24 protein-coding genes are annotated in these 18,134 nt (G+C 45.4%); 4 read left to right on the top strand and 20 right to left on the bottom strand.

The features are described 5' to 3' along the window. Positions 1 to 37 precede the first annotated feature (37 nt). From OP489_RS02600 to OP489_RS02505, 20 genes are all read right to left on the bottom strand, one after another. Entirely contained in the window at positions 38 to 529 is a 492-nt protein-coding gene (locus tag OP489_RS02600; protein ID WP_266162819.1) for an ATPase, read from the bottom strand. Next, a complete protein-coding gene (gene coaD, locus OP489_RS02595; protein ID WP_266162818.1) occupies positions 526 to 1,023 on the bottom strand; it encodes a pantetheine-phosphate adenylyltransferase in 498 nt (165 codons plus the stop codon). The genes OP489_RS02600 and coaD overlap by 4 nt, the downstream gene beginning before the upstream one ends. Then, the gene (rsmD, locus tag OP489_RS02590) at positions 1,020 to 1,601 is read right to left on the bottom strand and encodes a 16S rRNA (guanine(966)-N(2))-methyltransferase RsmD (protein WP_266163459.1); all 582 of its coding nucleotides are present in this window, start codon (positions 1,599 to 1,601) and stop codon (positions 1,020 to 1,022) included. Before rsmD ends, coaD begins: the two co-directional genes overlap by 4 nt. A gap of 23 nt (positions 1,602 to 1,624) precedes the next feature. Beyond that, the gene (gene uvrC / locus OP489_RS02585) at positions 1,625 to 3,496 is read right to left on the bottom strand and encodes an excinuclease ABC subunit UvrC (RefSeq protein WP_266162817.1); all 1,872 of its coding nucleotides are present in this window, start codon (positions 3,494 to 3,496) and stop codon (positions 1,625 to 1,627) included. Positions 3,497 to 3,566: 70 nt separating this feature from the next. Beyond that, positions 3,567 to 3,830, bottom strand: a complete 264-nt coding sequence (locus tag OP489_RS02580; protein WP_266162816.1) for an HPr family phosphocarrier protein — start codon at positions 3,828 to 3,830, stop codon at positions 3,567 to 3,569. 271 nt (positions 3,831 to 4,101) lie between these two features. Then, positions 4,102 to 4,848, bottom strand: a complete 747-nt coding sequence (gene trmD / locus OP489_RS02575) for a tRNA (guanosine(37)-N1)-methyltransferase TrmD (protein ID WP_266162815.1) — start codon at positions 4,846 to 4,848, stop codon at positions 4,102 to 4,104. Then, complete coding sequence (rimM, locus tag OP489_RS02570) at positions 4,838 to 5,347, bottom strand: ribosome maturation factor RimM (RefSeq protein ID WP_266162814.1); 510 nt, start codon at positions 5,345 to 5,347, stop codon at positions 4,838 to 4,840. Before rimM ends, trmD begins: the two co-directional genes overlap by 11 nt. A gap of 109 nt (positions 5,348 to 5,456) precedes the next feature. Beyond that, positions 5,457 to 5,690, bottom strand: a complete 234-nt coding sequence (locus OP489_RS02565; RefSeq protein WP_180341280.1) for a KH domain-containing protein — start codon at positions 5,688 to 5,690, stop codon at positions 5,457 to 5,459. Between the two features lie 16 nt (positions 5,691 to 5,706). After that, entirely contained in the window at positions 5,707 to 5,949 is a 243-nt protein-coding gene (gene rpsP / locus OP489_RS02560; RefSeq protein WP_266162813.1) for a 30S ribosomal protein S16, read from the bottom strand. Between the two features lie 83 nt (positions 5,950 to 6,032). Next, a complete protein-coding gene (gene ffh, locus OP489_RS02555; protein WP_266162812.1) occupies positions 6,033 to 7,394 on the bottom strand; it encodes a signal recognition particle protein in 1,362 nt (453 codons plus the stop codon). Between the two features lie 13 nt (positions 7,395 to 7,407). Further along, entirely contained in the window at positions 7,408 to 7,782 is a 375-nt protein-coding gene (gene ylxM / locus OP489_RS02550) for a YlxM family DNA-binding protein (RefSeq protein ID WP_266162811.1), read from the bottom strand. A gap of 139 nt (positions 7,783 to 7,921) precedes the next feature. Beyond that, a complete protein-coding gene (locus OP489_RS02545) occupies positions 7,922 to 10,300 on the bottom strand; it encodes an endonuclease MutS2 (RefSeq protein WP_266162810.1) in 2,379 nt (792 codons plus the stop codon). Then, a complete protein-coding gene (recO, locus tag OP489_RS02540; protein ID WP_266162809.1) occupies positions 10,290 to 11,084 on the bottom strand; it encodes a DNA repair protein RecO in 795 nt (264 codons plus the stop codon). The genes OP489_RS02545 and recO overlap by 11 nt, the downstream gene beginning before the upstream one ends. Further along, entirely contained in the window at positions 11,029 to 11,193 is a 165-nt protein-coding gene (locus tag OP489_RS02535; protein ID WP_266162808.1) for a hypothetical protein, read from the bottom strand. Before OP489_RS02535 ends, recO begins: the two co-directional genes overlap by 56 nt. 161 nt (positions 11,194 to 11,354) lie before the next feature. After that, a complete protein-coding gene (gene era / locus OP489_RS02530) occupies positions 11,355 to 12,278 on the bottom strand; it encodes a GTPase Era (RefSeq protein ID WP_266162807.1) in 924 nt (307 codons plus the stop codon). 12 nt (positions 12,279 to 12,290) lie between these two features. Next, positions 12,291 to 12,839, bottom strand: coding sequence for a diacylglycerol kinase family protein (locus OP489_RS02525; protein WP_266162806.1), 549 nt, complete (start codon positions 12,837 to 12,839; stop codon positions 12,291 to 12,293). 5 nt (positions 12,840 to 12,844) lie between these two features. Then, positions 12,845 to 13,354, bottom strand: a complete 510-nt coding sequence (ybeY, locus tag OP489_RS02520; RefSeq protein ID WP_180341288.1) for an rRNA maturation RNase YbeY — start codon at positions 13,352 to 13,354, stop codon at positions 12,845 to 12,847. Positions 13,355 to 13,356: 2 nt separating this feature from the next. Beyond that, a complete protein-coding gene (locus tag OP489_RS02515; RefSeq protein WP_266162805.1) occupies positions 13,357 to 14,325 on the bottom strand; it encodes a PhoH family protein in 969 nt (322 codons plus the stop codon). A 92-nt stretch (positions 14,326 to 14,417) separates the two neighbouring features. Beyond that, entirely contained in the window at positions 14,418 to 15,593 is a 1,176-nt protein-coding gene (locus tag OP489_RS02510; protein WP_266162804.1) for a sporulation protein YqfD, read from the bottom strand. Between the two features lie 12 nt (positions 15,594 to 15,605). Then, on the bottom strand, positions 15,606 to 15,872 hold the full coding sequence (locus OP489_RS02505) for a YabP/YqfC family sporulation protein (protein ID WP_266162803.1): 267 nt from the start codon (positions 15,870 to 15,872) through the stop codon (positions 15,606 to 15,608). A gap of 95 nt (positions 15,873 to 15,967) precedes the next feature. Here OP489_RS02505 and OP489_RS02500 point away from each other — a divergent pair, with 95 nt between their 5' ends. From OP489_RS02500 to OP489_RS02485, 4 genes are read left to right on the top strand one after another with little or no spacing between them, the layout of a single operon-like run. Beyond that, a complete protein-coding gene (locus OP489_RS02500; protein ID WP_266162802.1) occupies positions 15,968 to 17,014 on the top strand; it encodes a sporulation protein in 1,047 nt (348 codons plus the stop codon). Positions 17,015 to 17,032: 18 nt separating this feature from the next. Further along, complete coding sequence (locus tag OP489_RS02495) at positions 17,033 to 17,248, top strand: DUF6774 domain-containing protein (RefSeq protein WP_266162801.1); 216 nt, start codon at positions 17,033 to 17,035, stop codon at positions 17,246 to 17,248. 35 nt (positions 17,249 to 17,283) lie between these two features. Beyond that, positions 17,284 to 17,499: a hypothetical protein gene (locus OP489_RS02490; RefSeq protein ID WP_266162800.1), complete on the top strand. Its 216-nt coding sequence runs from the start codon at positions 17,284 to 17,286 to the stop codon at positions 17,497 to 17,499. A gap of 20 nt (positions 17,500 to 17,519) precedes the next feature. Then, a complete protein-coding gene (locus OP489_RS02485; RefSeq protein WP_266162799.1) occupies positions 17,520 to 18,041 on the top strand; it encodes a transcription repressor NadR in 522 nt (173 codons plus the stop codon). Positions 18,042 to 18,134: the final 93 nt, after the last annotated feature.

Raw genomic sequence — 18,134 nt, 5'->3', positions numbered from 1 at the left:
CGTCGTTTGGTTCTGCTTTTTATTAATCATTCAATTTTTATCTTTGATGAGGAGCATGCTCCTGCGGCTGTGCTGCCGCACGCTGGCTCACTTTGATATTCTGCCGTGTTTTGCGCAGTTCCGCAAGATTCCCCGTCAAACCTTCGTCAGCACGGCGCATCAGGTCATCTACATAATCGTTACTGGCCTTACGCAGTTCCCGCGCCTTCTGCTTTGTCTGCAGCAGCACTTCGTTTGCCTTTTGCTGTGCCTGCTTAACGATCTCTTCCTGATTGACCATTGCTTTGGCACGGTCTTCCGCAACACGGATTACTGTTTCGGCCTCGCGCTTGGCATCTGTCAGGATCTGACTGCGATCTGCTACGATTCCTTTTGCCTGCCGAATCTCTTTTGGAAGACTTTCTTTCAGTTCATCCAAAATCTGTTTAACCTCCGCGCTGTCTAAGACCGCACGGCCATGACTCAACGGAAGGCTCCATGCCTTATCCAGCAAATCGTATAATTCATTGATTAAATCTTCAGCATTCATAGGGATTCCCTCCTGCTTTCTTCAACACGTTTTTGAATATCTTTAATAATACAATTAGGAACACAACCACTCACATCTCCGTCAAAATTAGCAATCTGTTTGACGATACTGGAACTGATAAACATGTTCTGTGCTTGTGTTGCCAAAAAAATAGTTTCAAGATTCGGATTCAGCTGCCGGTTGGTCAGCGCCATCTGAAATTCATATTCAAAATCCGAAAGAGCCCGCAGCCCACGAACCACCGCAGTTGCATGTTTCTCTTTCGCATAGTCGGCCAAAAGACCATAAAAGCTGCCCACTTCTACTCCCGGCAAATCCTTGGTGCAGCGTCTGAGCAGCTCCATACGTTCTTCCACTGTAAACAACGTCTTTTTTTCCGGATTGACCAGGACAGCGACAATTACTTTATCAAAGAGTTTACAGGAACGACTGATAATATCGAGATGTCCTAAAGTAACCGGATCAAAGCTACCCGGGCAGATTGCTATTTTCATATATTTACTTCCTTACACGTATAGGTCGTCAGCAGAATTTTTCCGTAACGATATTCTCGTTCTTTTTGGAATTTTCCCGCCTGCTCCGGCAGTTTTTCATCCGTAGGATGCTCACAAATGATCATCCCTCCGGGATTCATACATTCCGCACAGAGCGGCAGTGCTTTCTGCAGAAGGCCGGTACGATAGGGCGGATCTAGAAAGCACAGATCATAAGGTGCATTTTTCCGCATCAGGAAAACCAATGCATCTGTGTGATAAACTTCGGCCTGTTCTGAAAGGCCTGTTTCTGCTAGATTTTTTTGAATCACCGCAATACTTTCACGGCTCTGATCCAAAAAATCCGCATGGGCTGCACCGCGGCTCAGCGCTTCAATTCCCAACTGACCAGAACCGGCAAATGCGTCAAGCACCCGCCGCCCTTCCACTTGAAACTGAATAATACTGAACAGTGCCTCTTTGACCCGCTCCGGAGTCGGACGGGTTTCTTCCCCTTCCCGGGTCACTAATTTTCTTCCCCGGGCAGAGCCTGTAATTACGCGCATAGGTTCTGACTCCTTTTTTCCTGATTTTTTTATTATCGCATTCTCTCGTCATTCTGTCAACTTTTTTGCGATTTTTCGTCAAGATTTTCTGCTCCGTGAATCGCCTGATAAAGCTTTTGCGCCGCCGGTTTTGTCATCCCCGGAGCCTGCTCCAATTGGGAAAGCTCTGCTTCCCGAATTGCCGTCATCGTTCTGAAATACCGTAAAAGCGCTTTTGCTCGTTTTTCACCGATTCCTTCCACGGTAGTCAATGCAGATGAGATTGAATGCTTTTTCCGCAGCTGCCGATGATATCCGATCGCCCAGCGATGCACTTCGTCCTGAATGGAAGAAACCAGCGTGAAAGCAGCACGATTAGAGCTAATCGAAATTTCGCCGCCGTCGCCTGTAATTGCCCTTGTTCGGTGAGAGGAATCCTTGACCATACCAAAGAGTGGAATCTCAAGATGGTGTTCTTCCAGAACAGGTTTGACCGCCCCGACTTGCCCCTTTCCGCCATCCAACAAGATCAAATCGGGCAGCCGGCCGAAGCCTTCGCCTTCTTCTTTATGCAGCTCATATTCCTCAAAGCGGCGTTCCAGTGTTTCCCGCATAGAAGCATAATCGTCCTGTCCTTCTACTGTTTTAATTTTAAACTTCCGGTAAGCTGATTTTAATGGCCGCCCGTTTTCAAAGACGATCATCCCGGCAACATTTTCACCGCCCTGCAGATTGCTGATATCATAGGACTCAATATATTTCGGCGGCTCAGAAAGGCCCAACTTCCTCCCCAGTTCATCCAGAGCAGAAGTTTCCTTTACGGTGCGTCCGGTTGTTTGCGCAACTGCTTCCGCCGCATTTTGCCTTACCATCTCAGCAAGTTTTGCCTGTTCTCCCTTCTGAGGCACACTCAAAAGGACACGAGAACCGCGTTTCTCTGTTAACCATCGCTCTAAAAGGTCCATGCTTTCTGCCGGACCATCGAGCGTAACGCGGGGTGGGATACGGTCGCGGATCGTATAATAGCGCTCTAAAAATTCTCTTCTAGCGGATTCTGGTTCCCCGCATCTGCCCATTGGAAAGCTCTCGCGGTCACAAAGTCTCCCATCCTGAAAGCGAAATACCTGAAAGCAACAAGCGGTTGGTCCCTGTGCCAACGCAACCACGTCCTGCTCAGGCACACTGATTGCTACAACCTTTTGTCGATCTCCCATCCTTCGAATTGCAGAAAGGCGATCACGGATTCTGGCAGCATACTCAAATTCTAAGTTTTCTGCTGCTCGATTCATTTTCTCCGTCAGCTTTCGAACGCTTTCGGAACTGCCGCCTTTGAGAAAATCAATGGCTTCATTTACAGATTCCAAATATTCTTCTTTGCTGATTTTTCCGCGGCAGGGTGCACAGCACTGCTTAATAAAGAAATTAAGGCATGGCCTTCCCTTTCCAATATCCCTTGGAAAATGTCTGTTGCAGCTTGGTAAACAAAAGATCTTGAGTGCTTCATCAACACTTTCCTTCGTTGCCCAGGAACTTACATAAGGACCGATATAGGTATTCCCATCATCAGGCGCTTGTTTGCTCTGAGAAATTCTGGGCCATTCCTCATTTGTAACTTTAATATAATGATAACCTTTATCGTCCTTCAAAAGGATATTATACTTCGGTGTGTGCTGTTTTATCAGACTGCATTCCAAAACTAATGCTTCAAATTCGCTGTCGGTCAAAATATATTCAAACCAATCGACATGCGCCACCATCTGACGCACTTTGTCATCATGATTTTTTTCACTGCCAAAATACTGGCTGACCCGGTTCTTGAGTGCCTTTGCTTTTCCAATATAGATAATCTTTCCGGAGCGGTCATGCATCAAATAGACTCCCGGAGAAAGCGGTAATTTCATGGCTTTTTTCCGTAATTCTTTTTTCTTTTGGTCCGGCGTCTGTTCCATAAACTTTCTCCTTTCGTCCAAAAATAAAAAAGGCACCGCTTCTTAAGGCGGTGCTTAATTTTTAAAACAATTACTCGGCAAAGCCGGATTTTACAAGTTTTACCAAGCTGTCAACAGCCTCTTCCTCATCGGCGCCGTCTGCAATAATACGAATTGTAGTACCGCCGACAATTCCCAGAGAAAGCACTCCCAAAAGGCTCTTGGCATTTACACGGCGTTCTTCTTTCTCCACCCAAATAGAAGATTTAAACTCATTTGCTTTTTGAATAAAAAATGTAGCCGGCCGCGCGTGCAACCCAACTTGATTCTGTACCAAAACTTCCTTCATACACATATAAAACGCTCCTAACTCCGCTCAAATGATTTGATGAATTTTACGCTCATCAAACGAAATCCAACATAACAAGACAAAAAAATCTAAGTTCCCTTAGCATCGAAAATATTATAGCACAATTCCTTTCGTCGTCAACATTCGAGAAAAAACTTTGGATCGTTGCCCTAATTAGGCAGGCTTTGCAAGGTTTTTTATCGTGCAAATTGCCATATTTGTTGAAAACTTTTGGGCTGTCTGCCATACGAATGACAAATTTATGTCAAATAAAGTCTTAATTTTGACTCTGCTCCACAAGATTCTGTTGTTCCAAAAATTCCCAGTCTTCTTTTGATAATGATCGTTTTTGCAATAAATCCGGTCTTTTTTGGGCAGTCCTCAAAACACTTTGCTGATGTCTCCATTTTTTGATATTGGCATGGTGACCGGTCATCAGAATATCCGGTACACTGTGACCGCGCCAAACCTGCGGGCGGCTATACTGTGGATACTCGAGGAGACCATCATAATGGCTCTCCTCCTCAAAGCACTCTTGCGCCGCCAAAACCCCCGGCTGCATCCGTCCTACAGCATCGGTCAAACACAGCGCCGGGATTTCGCCTCCGGTCATCACAAAATCTCCAAGCGACACTTCTTCATCTACGTACGCTTCCAGAACGCGCTCGTCTACGCCCTCATAATGGCCACAAAGGATGCAAAGATTTTCGTATTGGGAAAGTTCACGAATTACGGTTTGATTCATCGGGCGCCCCTGCGGTGACATATATACAATATGCGGCTTTTTCCCAAGTGTCTCTGTAAGGTCATCAAAGCATGCAGCGATTGGTTCTGCAATCAACAGCATTCCCTTTCCGCCGCCAAAAACCGTATCATCTACCCGCTGATGCTTATCGTGCGCATAATCGCGCAACTGGTGACAGCACACCTGCAATGCACCTTTTTTTCTGCCTCTTCCGATGATACTTTCGGAAAGCACCCGTTCGCACATTTCTGGAAAAAGCGTAATGAGATCAATCCTCATCGAAGATTCCCCCAATCGGACGAATCTTTAAAATGCCCTCTTCAATATGAACGGATTCCACCATTTCTTTAACGGCCGGCATCAAATGTTTTTCTCCCTTTTCATCTGTGACCTCATAAACATCATTTGCACCTGTCTCCAGAATATCCGTTAAAATGCCATAAGATTTTCCAGTCTCTGCATCTACAGCCGACAAACCAATTAAGTCCTGACGAAAATAAGCACCTTTCGGAAGGTTCGCGTCTTTTCTTGCAAAATAAAGGACTTGTCCGCGCATAGCATCGGCCATCTCGACTGTCTCAATTCCTTCCAACCGAACCAACAAAAGCGTCTTATGGGTCCTTGCAGAAAGGACTTTTAGGCCAGTGCCATCTTTCCGATAAAACATTTTAAAGCGGCACAGAAAATCTGCCGAATCACACCATGGTAAAAGGCGCAGTTCTCCCTGGATACCATGTGTTCCAACGACCTGCCCGGCCTCTAAATATTCAGACTGCATAAACGCCCCTCCTTAGAGTAAAGAAAAAGCGGCAGACATTTTCTGCAAAAAGCAAACAAAAACGCTGTCTGCTGTTCTGCAAAAAGGCAGTCCACTGCTTCTCATTTTATCAGTCGATTTCCACAGAAATTTTAGTTTCCTTTCGGGTGGCTGCTGCACGCATAACCACACGGATTGCTTTTGCAATTCGGCCCTGTTTTCCGATCACACGACCCATATCCTCTTCTGCAACATGCAGATGATAAACAATCGTACCATCCTCAATCGGAGCATCTTCTGTAACGGAAACTTGGTCAGGTTTTTCGACTAAACCCTTGGCAATCGCAAGTAAGAGTTCCTGCATTTTTATTCACTCCTTCTCACAGTACGCCATTTTTCTTAAACAGTGCTTTCACTGTATCGGTCGGCTGAGCGCCATTTTTGATCCACTCTTTTACCTTTTCAGAGTCAACCTTTACTTCGGAAGGCTCAGTAAGCGGATTATAATAACCGATTTCTTCAATGAAACGGCCGTCACGAGGGTAACGGGAATCTGCTACAACAATGCGATAGAAAGGGTTCTTTTTTGCACCCATTCTGCGCAAACGAATTTTTACTGCCATAATTTTCACCTCCATATTGAATTATAATTATTTATCTAATAATTTTTTAATAGATAACAAGTTAATAAAAGTATCCAGCTAAATCAAAACCCCATTCCGGGGCCCATCCCATTGAGCATACCAGGCGGAAGCCGAAACTTTCCTTTTTTGCCGCTCTTTTTCATCATCTTCGTGACTTTTTGAATCTGTTCCATACTGCGGATCAGTTTGTTCACATCTTCCACTTTGGTTCCGCTTCCGGCGGCAATACGCCGCTTCCGGTTTGGATTCATTACAGCAGGCTTTTCGCGCTCTTCTTTTGTCATACTGCGAATAATTGCAATCTGTTTATCAACCATGCGGTCATCTACCGCTTTATCATCAATTTTACGGGTATCGACGCCGAATTTTTCCAGAACGGAACGCATCGGTCCCATTTTCTGCATCTGCTGGAACTGAGACAAAAGGTCATTGTAATCCAGCTTGTTGTGCATCATCTTCTGAGCAGTCTTACGGGCTTCTTTTTCGTCCATCGTCTGTTCAGCATTTTCGATCAAAGTTAAAACGTCGCCCATGCCAAGAATTCGGCTTGCCATACGGTCGCCGTGAAAGACTTCCAGATCATCAAGCTTCTCACCGACTCCAGCATATTTGATCGGCTTTCCGGTAACAGCTTTAACCGAAAGTGCGGCGCCGCCGCGGGTATCACCGTCGAGCTTTGTCAAAATGACGCCTGTAATTCCAAGCTTATCATCAAATGCTTTTGCAACATTGACCGCTTCCTGACCGGTCATACTATCGACTACCAGCAAAATCTCACTGGGCTTAACTGCCGCTTTGATATTCTCCAGTTCATCCATCAGAACATCATCGATCTGCAGTCGGCCGGCTGTATCAATCAAAACAATATCATTGCCATAATCTTTGGCATGTTTAATCGCTTTTACGCTGATTCTGACCGGATCATCTTTGCCCATCTCAAAAACAGGGACACCGGCCTGTTCTCCGACTACCTGCAACTGCTTAATTGCAGCTGGGCGATAAACGTCGCAGGCGACCAGCAATGGACGATGACCCTGCCTTTTAAGCAGTTTTCCAAGCTTTGCGGCATGCGTCGTTTTACCGGCGCCCTGCAATCCACAGAGCAATACAATACAGGGACCTGAAGATGGCATCTTCAGGCGCATATCCGCGTCGTCGGTGCCCATCAGCGTTGTCAACTCTTCATTGACAATTTTGACCACCATTTGGCTCGGGGTCAGGCTTTCCATAACTTCGCTGCCGATTGCACGCTCTGTTACTCGGTTGGTAAAATCTTTTGCAACCTTATAATTGACATCTGCTTCCAGAAGTGCCATGCGAACTTCACGCATCGCTGTTTTAACGTCCGCTTCAGAAAGTTTTCCTTTCGATTTTAGCTTTTTAAAAGCTGCCGAAAGTTTATCCGATAAGCCTTCAAATGCCATAGATGCACTCCTTTCATTCTTCAGTCAGATTATTCAAATTTTCGACCGCAGAGAGAATCTTATCGAGTTCTCCCGTAATATCGCGGTTATAAAGGAACCGCTTATTGTAATCCTGAATATTGTGCGTGCTTTGATCAACGATCTGAAGAGATTCTTTAATCTCGCGGAATCGCTTTAAAAATCCCAGGTGGTCTTCCATTTCAAAAAGCTGCGTTTCACCGCGCTTAATGGCATCCCTTACGCCCTGACGGGTAATCCCTTCATTCTCTGCAATTTCAGCGAGAGACAGATCATCATTATAGTAATAATCCAGTACTTTACGCTGCTTTTGAGTCAGCATAGAGCCATAATAATCCAACAAAACAGATACTTCCAAGTTCTTTGCCATGCTGTCTCCTTCTTTCTGTAAAGTGCTTTACTTTTACACGCAAGAAAAATTATACCGTATTCGATTTAAAATGTCAACCATAAATTTTTGCCACCTTAAAAAATAAAAGGACGAAAAAATTCGTCCTTTTGTCCGTTGTTTATTTTAATTCTGCAATGGTAACGCCGCTTTCGCCCTCACCATAAGTTCCTAAGCGAAAACTCTTAACACTGGGATGATGTTTCAAATGCTCTTGCACCGCTTTTCGCAAAACGCCGGTTCCTTTTCCGTGAATCAGTGTCACCTGCGAAAGGCCACCCAGCTGAGCGTGATCCAAGAACTGATCCACATGAAAAATTGCTTCGTCGGCATTCTCCCCACGCAAGTCAAGTTCTGCTTTTGCCTGCGTTTCTACTGCAGTACGGGTTACCGCCCGACGAGTTCCTACAGTCCCACGCTTTTTCTGTTGCCGGTTTGTGAGAAGACGCAAATTTTCAATCGGCACCTGTGTTTTAATGATACCTGCCTGCACTAAGACCGTTTTCCCGCCTTTTTCCACTTCCAACACAGCTGCTTCTTTATCCAGATCAAAAATCAAAACAGGGTCTCCAGGTTTCAGTGGACGGGGCAGTACATAATGATCATCCTTTTTCCGGCTCACTGGGTCTGCCTGCTCTTCCAAGCCCCGCAGTCCCGCTTTAATTCTCGCCTTTTCTTCGGCCGAAATCACACGGTCTTTCTGCTTTTTTAACGCTTCCAGCTCTTCTAAAAGCGCATCTGCCTGCCCGCGGGTCCGGGAAACTAAAAGCGCTGCTTTTTCCCGTGCCTCATCCATTTCCTGCTGCATTTTCTTCTGAATTTTTTCGCGCTCACCGGCAGCTTCCTTTTTGAGTTCCTGTGCCTGCAGCTTTGCCTCTTCGGCCGCTTTTTTCTGCGTTTCCAACTGCTGACGATTTTCTTCCAGCTGCTTTACCACATTTTCAAAGCGAAGATTTTCATTGGAAACGAATGTTTTAGCCCGATCTACAACCGCCTCTGAGAGGCCTAAACGAAGTGAAATTGCAAATGCATTGCTGCGCCCTGGCACTCCAATCAAAAGCCGATAGGTAGGGCATAGTGTCTGAACATTAAATTCACAGCAGGCATTTTCCACCCCCGGGGTCTGCAGAGCATATGCTTTTAGCTCCGCATAATGCGTTGTTGCAGCAATTTTAGCTCCGGTCGTTCTCAGTTGCTCCAGAATGGCCATCGCTAACGCCGCTCCTTCAACTGGGTCGGTTCCTGCACCAAGCTCATCAAGAAGCACCAAGCTGTGTTCGTCCGCCTGCTTTAAGATTGCAATCTGATTCACCATATGGGCCGAAAACGTGGAAAGGCTCTGTTCAATGGACTGTTCATCGCCAATATCCGCAAGCACTCTGTTAAAAACGGATACTTCGCTCTGTTCGGCTGCAGGGATCAGCAAGCCGCACATCGCCATCAGGCAGAAAAGTCCCACCGTCTTGAGAGAAACCGTCTTGCCGCCGGTATTAGGGCCTGTAATCACCAGTGTATCGAAATCTTCCCCCAGACGAATGTCAGTAGGGACTACTTTATTCGCCGCAATCAGAGGGTGACGTGCTTTTTTAAGGTTGATCACTCCCCGATCATTGAGAACCGGTTTTGTAGCCTTCATCTGGTATCCAAGATTTGCTTTCGCAAAAATCATGTTGATTTCCACTGCGGAATTGTATCCCGTCACAATCGTACTGGCAAAGCTGCCAACTTCTGCAGATAGCTCTCCCAAAATTCGTTCAATCTCTGCGCGCTCTTTGCTTTCCAGCACCCGGATTTCATTATTCGCTTCCACAACAGCCATCGGCTCCACAAAAACGGTAGCGCCACTGCCCGAAGTATCATGAACAAGGCCGGGCACATTCCCGCGGCATTCCGCTTTTACCGGAACAACATAACGGCCTTCCCTTTGTGTGATAATCGGTTCCTGAAGATATTTTTGATAAGTTATAGAATGAATCATATGGTCAAGTTTTTCCCGGACTCTTGCTCCCGCCGCACGCATTTTTCTCCGGATAGAAGCAAGCTCCGGAGAAGCATTATCGCTCACTTCTTCTTCCGAAATGACCACATTAAAGATTCGGTCTTCCATGTATTTATTCGGCATCAGATTGGAAAATCTCCACTCCAATACCGTTTTTAGCCCGGCGCTTTTCTGCCGCCAGTCATAAATGCCCCGCAAGGTGCGCAGCGTCTCCCCAATTCTGAGAAGTTCCGTCAAATTGAGCAGCCCGCCTGCTTCTGCCCGGCGAACCGCATTGGTCACATTATGAAGGCCCCGAAACGACGGCGCACCAAATTGCGCGATCATCCGATAAGCATCCCATGTCTCTTCCAAAAGTGCAGAAGCTTCCTCCAAAGTGCCGACAGGCTGCAATTCCCGAGCCATCTGCGCCGCGTCTTCACAGTCGGCCTGCTCCGCCAAAAGTGCAAGAATTTTTGGAAGTTCCAGTGCTTTTAAATGATGATTATTTTCAAGTCTCATGATTTTTATCCTCTTGATTGGAATCAGCCGAATTTTCATCATCTTTGATGGAATGATAGAAATCCAGCGTTTGAAAAGAACGCTCCAACGTATTAATTATGTAAGATTCGCTGGCGCGATTTAATTCTTTTAGTCCCTCTTTCGATAGGGAAAATGAAAACAATTTTGAAAAATCTGCATAAATAGTATGCCTAAGTGCAGTCAATGCCCCTCTATGGAGCGGAACCATCCCTTTATAATCCCCTTTGCAGCAGGAATCACAAGTGATTGTTCTCTCCCGGGGAGAAAAGAGCATCAGGTCTGCTTCATAAGCACCGCAGTCTTTACAGCAAATCAGATCCGGCATATATCCAGCCAGAGAAAGCATGCGCATTTCGACGGCTGCCTTGATAATAGGAAGTGAACGTTTTTGTTTGCACATCAAATAAAAAGCATTTAACAGCAAACGCAAAAAATCCCCTGCACCATCATCTTCCGGAGCCAGCACACCCACCAGCTCACAAAAATACTGGGCAAGGGACAACCGTGCAAGATCCTGCCGAAGTTCAAAAAAAACTTCGATCGGCTGGGCATCATCAATTGTATTTGCTGTTTTCCCTTCAAAAAGGGTCAGCTCAGAATAGCAAAAAAGCTGAGTTGCCGAAACAAGCGCGCTTTTTGCGGCACGACTGCGGCGTGCAAACGCATGTACAACTCCACAGTCTTTGGTAAGTACCGTTACTGCGCGGTCACTTTCGCCCACTTCCGAAGTCCTGATGATCAGTCCCCGTGTATTCAACCGCATCAGGCACCTCCTTTATCTGCTGAGCATTGTGTTTTAGCTGGGCGTAGACAAGATAATCCTGCACCCTGCCGGTCTCTTGAAAACAAGACCAAGCTGATTTTTCGTCCATACTGAAAACGCTCCTTTCCTGTTGCCGTACAAGAATCATTATGTACAGGAATCCGCTCCAGTATGAGTGGAAAATAAATGAATATTCGTCAAAACCAGACGTTTTTTTCTCTTCTTTTGTGCTATGAAAAAGGATTTTTGAAAGATTTTCTAAAAAAGGAATTAATGATCCAAAAGATCATCGCCGTTAAATCCAAAGGAACGAAGCGCTGCTTCCTTGTTTCTCCAATCCTCTTTTACCTTGACCCAGAGCTGTAAATTGACCTTTGTTCCATAGAACTTCTCCAGATCTTGTCTGGCATAAGTGCCGACTTTTTTAAGCATAGAGCCGCCTTTGCCGATAATAATTCCTTTATGGTTCTCTTTTTCGCAATAAATGGTAGCTCCAATATCCACACAAGAATGATCTTCCCGTTCGTGCAGCTGTTCCACAACCACCGCCAAACCATGAGGGACTTCCTTTTGCAAAAGGCGCAACAATTTTTCGCGCACAATTTCTCCGGCAAGCACCCGTTCCGGCTGATCGGTCAAAGTATCATCCGGGAAAAGATGACCACCCTCCATGCACAGTTTTTTCAATTCTTCTTTTAAATCGTCTAGTCCGTTTCCGTCCATAGCGGAAGCCGGCACAACGGCATCAAAATTATAAAGCTCACTCAAAGTCGCAATTTGTGCCATTAAATCCGTTTTATTCGGCAGCAAATCAATTTTATTGATACATAAAACTGCCGGCAGATGCAGCTTTTGAAACTGCTCCACTAAATCGCGGTCCGCAGGAGAAATTTTAGTTCCCGCTTCAACCACCAGAAGAGCGGCATCTACACCCGAAACAGAAGCGACGACGCTTTTAACCATATATTCTCCCAAACGGTCTCTCGGTTTTAAAAGTCCAGGAGTATCCAAAAAAACGAGCTGATCTTCGCCTTCGGTCAGAACTCCCATAATTCTGGTACGGGTGGTCTGAGGTTTGCTGCTGACAATCGCGACTTTCTGTCCTAATAAGCGGTTCATCAAAGAACTTTTCCCTACATTCGGACGTCCTACAATCGCAATATATGCACTGCGTTCCTTGGGTGGTTCCTTCATTTTTGTAACTCCTTAAACTAAATTATTTTTATTCTTTTCGGATTTTTCAGAGGAATATTTTTTCTGATGAACCCGAAGTCCCACAATTCTTCGATGATGAATCCGATCCCGAATTTCCAGTGGTCCCCACGAAACATAAAAGTAAGATGGAAAGGCCAGCAAAATTAAGAGTACAGGGAAAGTCGGATTCTTGAAAAACGTCTGCCACAGATTCCAAAAGTCCTCTGGTTTCCAGAAAAGGCAGACTGCGACCGCAATCGAAAAAAGTGCACACAAAAGCACGGCGCCGGCCGCCATATCTTTGACGACCCGCACCACTGTATTAAAGTTGGAAGCCGAAAAGTCACTCAACCTTTCCGCCACCGTATTAAAGCACTCTGCTGCCGTAACCACAGCGAAGGTCAAAAAAAGGATTGCCCACTCTGCACGGCTCAGGGAAAAATAAGGCGCTAAAAGCAGCACATAGAGAATTGCCACTGTATGAAACCGCATATTTTTTTCGGTATTGATACAGTAAATAATTCCCCGAAAAGCATATTTTAGGCTTTTTCGAAATCGCAAGATTTTTACACGTCCTCGTCTGTCAACACATAGCTGCTGGTACTAGGCAGTCCCAACTGTGTCATAACCTGCTCCTCTTTTTCACGCATCCGAACCCGCTCGATTCCGCCGTTCTCATGATCGTATCCAAGCAAATGCAAAACACTGTGTGCTGTCAGGTAGCCGACCTCACGCTCCAAGCTATGCCCAAACTGATTGGCCTGTTCTTCCGCTTTTTCCATAGAAAGAACAACATCCCCAAGAATTTTTGCGCCGGTATCGTGATTGATATCATATACACCGTTTTCGCCCATTGGGAAGCTCAATACATCGGTCTCTACATCTTTTTTACGGTACTGTGCATTCAATTTGCGGATCTGTTCATTATCCACAAAAGTCACGCTAATCTCTGCAGGGCCTTCAAATTTTTCCATCCGCAGCACAGCATTGCAGCAGCGGCGAATCAGCATCCTCAATCCAGTTGGAATCTTTACAGTTTTTTGACGGTTTTCAATAATGACACGAATTTTTTCCATAATCAGTGTCTGGCCTCCTCATTCTTATCACTTTTCTCGTATGCTTTTATAATATCCTGCACCAGTTTGTGGCGGACAACGTCTCTTCCAGTAAAAAACACCTGTGCAATATCCGGAACATCCTTTAAAATGTGAACAACCTGTTTTAAACCACTGTGTTTTCCATCCGGCAGATCGATCTGCGTCACATCCCCGGTAATCACCATTTTGCTCCCGAATCCTAAACGGGTCAAGAACATCTTCATCTGTTCTCTGGTTGTATTCTGCGCTTCATCCAAAATGATAAAACTATCATCCAATGTACGCCCGCGCATATACGCAAGCGGCGCAACTTCAATATTACCGCGCTCTACATATTTTTGATAGGTCTCTGCGCCCAACATATCGAACAACGCGTCATAAAGCGGACGTAGATACGGATCTACTTTCTGCTGCAGATCTCCCGGCAAAAATCCCAACTTTTCGCCGGCTTCTACGGCAGGCCTGGTCAAAACAATGCGGTTGACTTCCTGCGCACGAAACGCTGTAACAGCCATCGCCACTGCAAGATACGTTTTGCCCGTACCAGCAGGGCCAACACCCAGCGTAATCGTATTGTTTTTAATCGCAGTACAATAGTTTTTCTGTCCCAGTGTTTTAGGCTTTACCGGTTTTCCTTTCGAAGTAATGCAAATACAGTCTCTCGAAAGAGTCTGCAGCTTTTCTTCGGAACCCTCATTTACTAACGAAATGCAATACCGCACATTCTGCTCACTCAGGGCTTCTCCGCGATTCACCATCGAAAGCAAACTCTCGATCGCCCGAACCGCCCGTGCAACATCTTCGGGTTCTCCGGAAATTTTAATTTCACTGTCGCGCCCAACAATGGAAACATGATATTGTTCTTGGATCAGCTTAATGTTCTCATCAAAGCTGCCAAAAAGTGCAATTGCCTGCTCCATTCGGTCAATATTTAGTCTTTGTTCAAACATTTTTACTCCTTGTTTATAAAAGCTCCATTACAAAAAAGAATTATAACACAAATTCCGTGCAAAGTCACTATAATGATAAAAAAATTTTAGAATTAATCGACAGAAATTTTTACCTCTTCTGCGATATTTTCCTCACAATTTAGAGTGCGTTCCACAAAGAGCACCCCATTTTCGATTTTGGACTGATCTTCTCTTTTTAAGACCTCTCCATCGATGTTCGCCTGCTCCTCCTGCTCGCTCAAAAGCCGGTCTGCTTCCGCCATAGCTTGTTCTTCCGTACGCTCAACAGAAACTTTTTTGAGCGGATAAATTTTTTCCTCTTCCAAACTGACTGGAAGTGCGGTATTCCCCGCAGAAAGCGTTTGACTTTCGAATTCATGTCTTGCTTCTCCCTGCGGCGGCAAAGAGAAGCTCAACGGGATCTGCATTCCGAAGATACGCAGTCCCCGACGAACAATGACGCTTCCGTCTTCTTCTGAAATTTCTGTAGAAAGCGGTACCTGCTCTTTTAAAACGTGCTGTGTATCTGCATAGATTTTTCCGGAGGCATGTGTCATTTGATAAAACTCCCGCTCATGATCTACAACTGCCGAAGAAACCAAAAGCTGCCCCTCGTAAACACCGTCACCAGCCTTAACAAGAGCCTTCCCTGCAAAGACCTCTGTTCTGGTGATGACACCGCTGCATTTTGCCCGCAGATGGCACCAGCCTGTTTTATCTTCTACCGCCGGCGCATTGCTTTTTTCCGTTACATGGATTTCCAAATCACAGCCTCGGTCATTAACCGTTACCCAACTGATTTCTGGAAAAGCATCCATCAAATGAGCCTGCACCTTTCCCGTCGGGATTTCTGCTTTTGGAGTCCCGGATGTAATTCCAAGCTGTTTTAGTGTGTCCTCAATTTTCTGTGGAGTCAGCGTTTCTGCTCCCTGCATCTGTATATTAATTGTCCATAAAAAATGAGAGAGAAACCAAAGATTCAGTAGACAAAGAATGGCACCAATCACGAGTCCCGGACGCTTTTTCAAGGCCCATATTCTTCGTTTTAGTCCTGCTTTTTTCTGTAAACGGATTTTCACTTTTGCCTGTCTTGCAATCGGGCGGAGGTCCCGATAAGAGGAATCCCTGATACAGCAAGAAATCGGAGGACCCGGTCGAATATCCCAAAGCAAAACTCCTTTGCGCGCACAACTATTTAAAAAACGCTCTCCGCCGCTTTTCACGGTAAAGCGTACCCACCCAACAAGCCAACGGGTCAGTTTCGGCATATTTTAGCCCCCTTATGATAAAAACTCAAAGCTCGTAAAGAATCCGGTTACCGAAAGCGATTTCGCTCCCAAATTGCTGATTTTAAGATTTCGTCCGCCAATTTGCAGAACCATTCTGCCATAGCGAACGCGAATTTTTTCTGCAGAATATTCTAGGACCCCGGCACAGCCATCGATTACCAGTTCTCGATTTCCGAAAATTTCCAGACGTGGTTGCATTGCCATTTCCACCACGTTTATCCGGAAAGGTTCTTTGTTCGCCCTTTTTTTTCTTTTCATTTGACGCCCTCTTTTCCGGTTGTTTTCTTTAAAAAATATGTCCCGGCTGTTTCGCATATACATAGAAGAATCTAATAGGAAAGGAATGTTCCCGCTTGAAAAAGATTTTCACTTTTGGAGGAGGTCTCTTTTTAATCGCCTTACTGCTGCGATTTCCTCAAGAAGGAGCCGCCGGCGCAAAGCTGGGGCTTGATACCTGTCTCTCTGTTCTAATTCCGTCTCTATATCCATTCCTGGTTCTGACGGTCTTTCTCGTAAAAAGCGGAGCTACCGCCTCTTTTGGAAATTCTCCTCTTGGAAAGTTCATCGCAAGACTTTTTGCTTTACCTCAATCTGCCGCCGGAACAATTCTGATGGGAATGTGCGGTGGCTATCCGGCCGGTTCCCGTGGAATCGAAGCACTTTACGAAGAAAATGAGCTCACCGAAAAGGAAGCCTCTCACGCCCTTTTATTTTGTGTAAACGCAGGGCCGGCCTTTCTTTGTACCGCAGTTGGTGCCGGTTTTTTAAGAAATCCCGTTGCCGGCCAGCTGCTTTTATGTGCGCATCTTTTAGGCGGAATTCTTCTTGGCGTTCTTCTTTCAATTCACTTTCGGGGACATTTTTCTCTTCCAAAATCTCCTCAAAAGCCATTGCCTTCCCCTGCAAAAGCATTACTTGCAGCTGCACGCAGTGCCGCAGCTTCCATGGTCTCTATGTGTGGATTTGTCATTCTTTTTGCAGCTTTCCTTCAAATTGTCCAAAAGCTCCTTTCTCTTCCCCAGCTTTCTGCTCTCTCCGCTATCTGTGAAGTAACTTTGGGCTGCAAAACCATGGCTCTCTCCGGAATGCCGCTTTGGTGTTTTGCCCTGGCAACCGGCTGGGGCGGGCTCTGCGTCCATCTGCAAGTTTTACAGGGATTAAAATTTAAAGTCTCTCTATGGCAATTTTTCCTTTGCCGCCTGCTTCATGGGATCTTATCAGCAATCCTTATTTTTCCACTCGCTCACTTATTCCCAGGCGCATCTCCCGTTTTTGGAAGTAACTCCGCTACCGTTCCCAGCCTTTCCGGCCCAATGATTGGAAGTGCTGTTTTACTGCTTCTTTGTATCGCAGTTCTATTGGACACCTGTTCTTTCTCAAAAAGGCGGGAAAAAGCATAGAATAAATTGGTGATTAATATGAACCCTTGTGAACTGACTGTTTTTGTCTCTTCTCTTGCTTCTGCCCTCGCAAAAAACCTCTCCAATGAGGAACTGCAGCTTTTATCCGCCGTCTGTACGCAGCTTGGAGATTCTTTTAATACTTTTCTCATCCAGCGTGAAGCTTGCGAACCACCCTGTACTTCTTTGCCTTCCAATCAAATCGCTGGAAATTCCAATAAGCCCGTGCTATAATAAAAATAATTTTTTATTAAGGAGAAGGCTGATTGATGAAAACAAAAAAAGGAGAATTTTTTGGAAACAGAATTGAAGCAAGCTGTGAATACTGCGTAAACAGCCTTTCTTATGATGGTTCGCTCAGCTGCCGAAGAGGTCTTTCTTGCCTAGAAAAAGACTGTAGAAAATTTCAGTATGATCCCCTTAAAAGGGAGCCTGTCGTTCAGCCGCCACTCCCAAAATTTGATCCGGATACTTTTAAGTTATAAAAGAAAAGAGGAAAAGGACAATGACACCGGACGAGCGTCGAAATGGAATTTTAAAAGTACTCGAGGAAACCGAAACGCCATTGAGCGCTACAAAACTTGCACGCCAATTCGGCGTCAGCCGACAGATCATTGTCGGTGATGTTGCACTTTTGCGTGCGTCTGAAATTAAAATTTTTGCAACGCCCCGCGGTTATGTTCTCAACCGGGATTCCGGTTCTCAAAAGCACACGATCGCCTGTCGGCACGAATCACTCTCTCTTCTTCAAAAAGAGCTTTATCTGGTAGTGGATAATGGCTGCGGTCTAATTGATGTCATCGTTGATCATGATCTTTACGGACAAATTATTGGTCAGCTACATATTTTTTCCCGCCATGATGCCGATGAATTTTTAAGCCGTCTAAATAAGACCCATTCTGTTCCGCTTTCTGCACTGACAGGAGGCGTCCATCTCCATACACTCTCCTGCCCAGATGAAGCTTCTTTTCGACGCGTCTTAGAAGAACTCAAAAAAGCTGGAATCCTTTTTGAGGAAAATCTTTAACTCTTAAAACAAAATTTGTAAAAAGCAAAAAAACAGTTGACAAGTCTTTATTTGCCCCCTAGAATAGTTGTCAAGACACATATATAATCACAT

Source organism: Caproicibacterium sp. BJN0003, assembly GCF_026314295.1.
Taxonomy (GTDB): domain Bacteria; phylum Bacillota; class Clostridia; order Oscillospirales; family Acutalibacteraceae; genus Caproicibacterium.
Note: the sequence above shows the minus strand (reverse complement) of the source record. Positions and strands in the feature narration are given on the sequence as shown.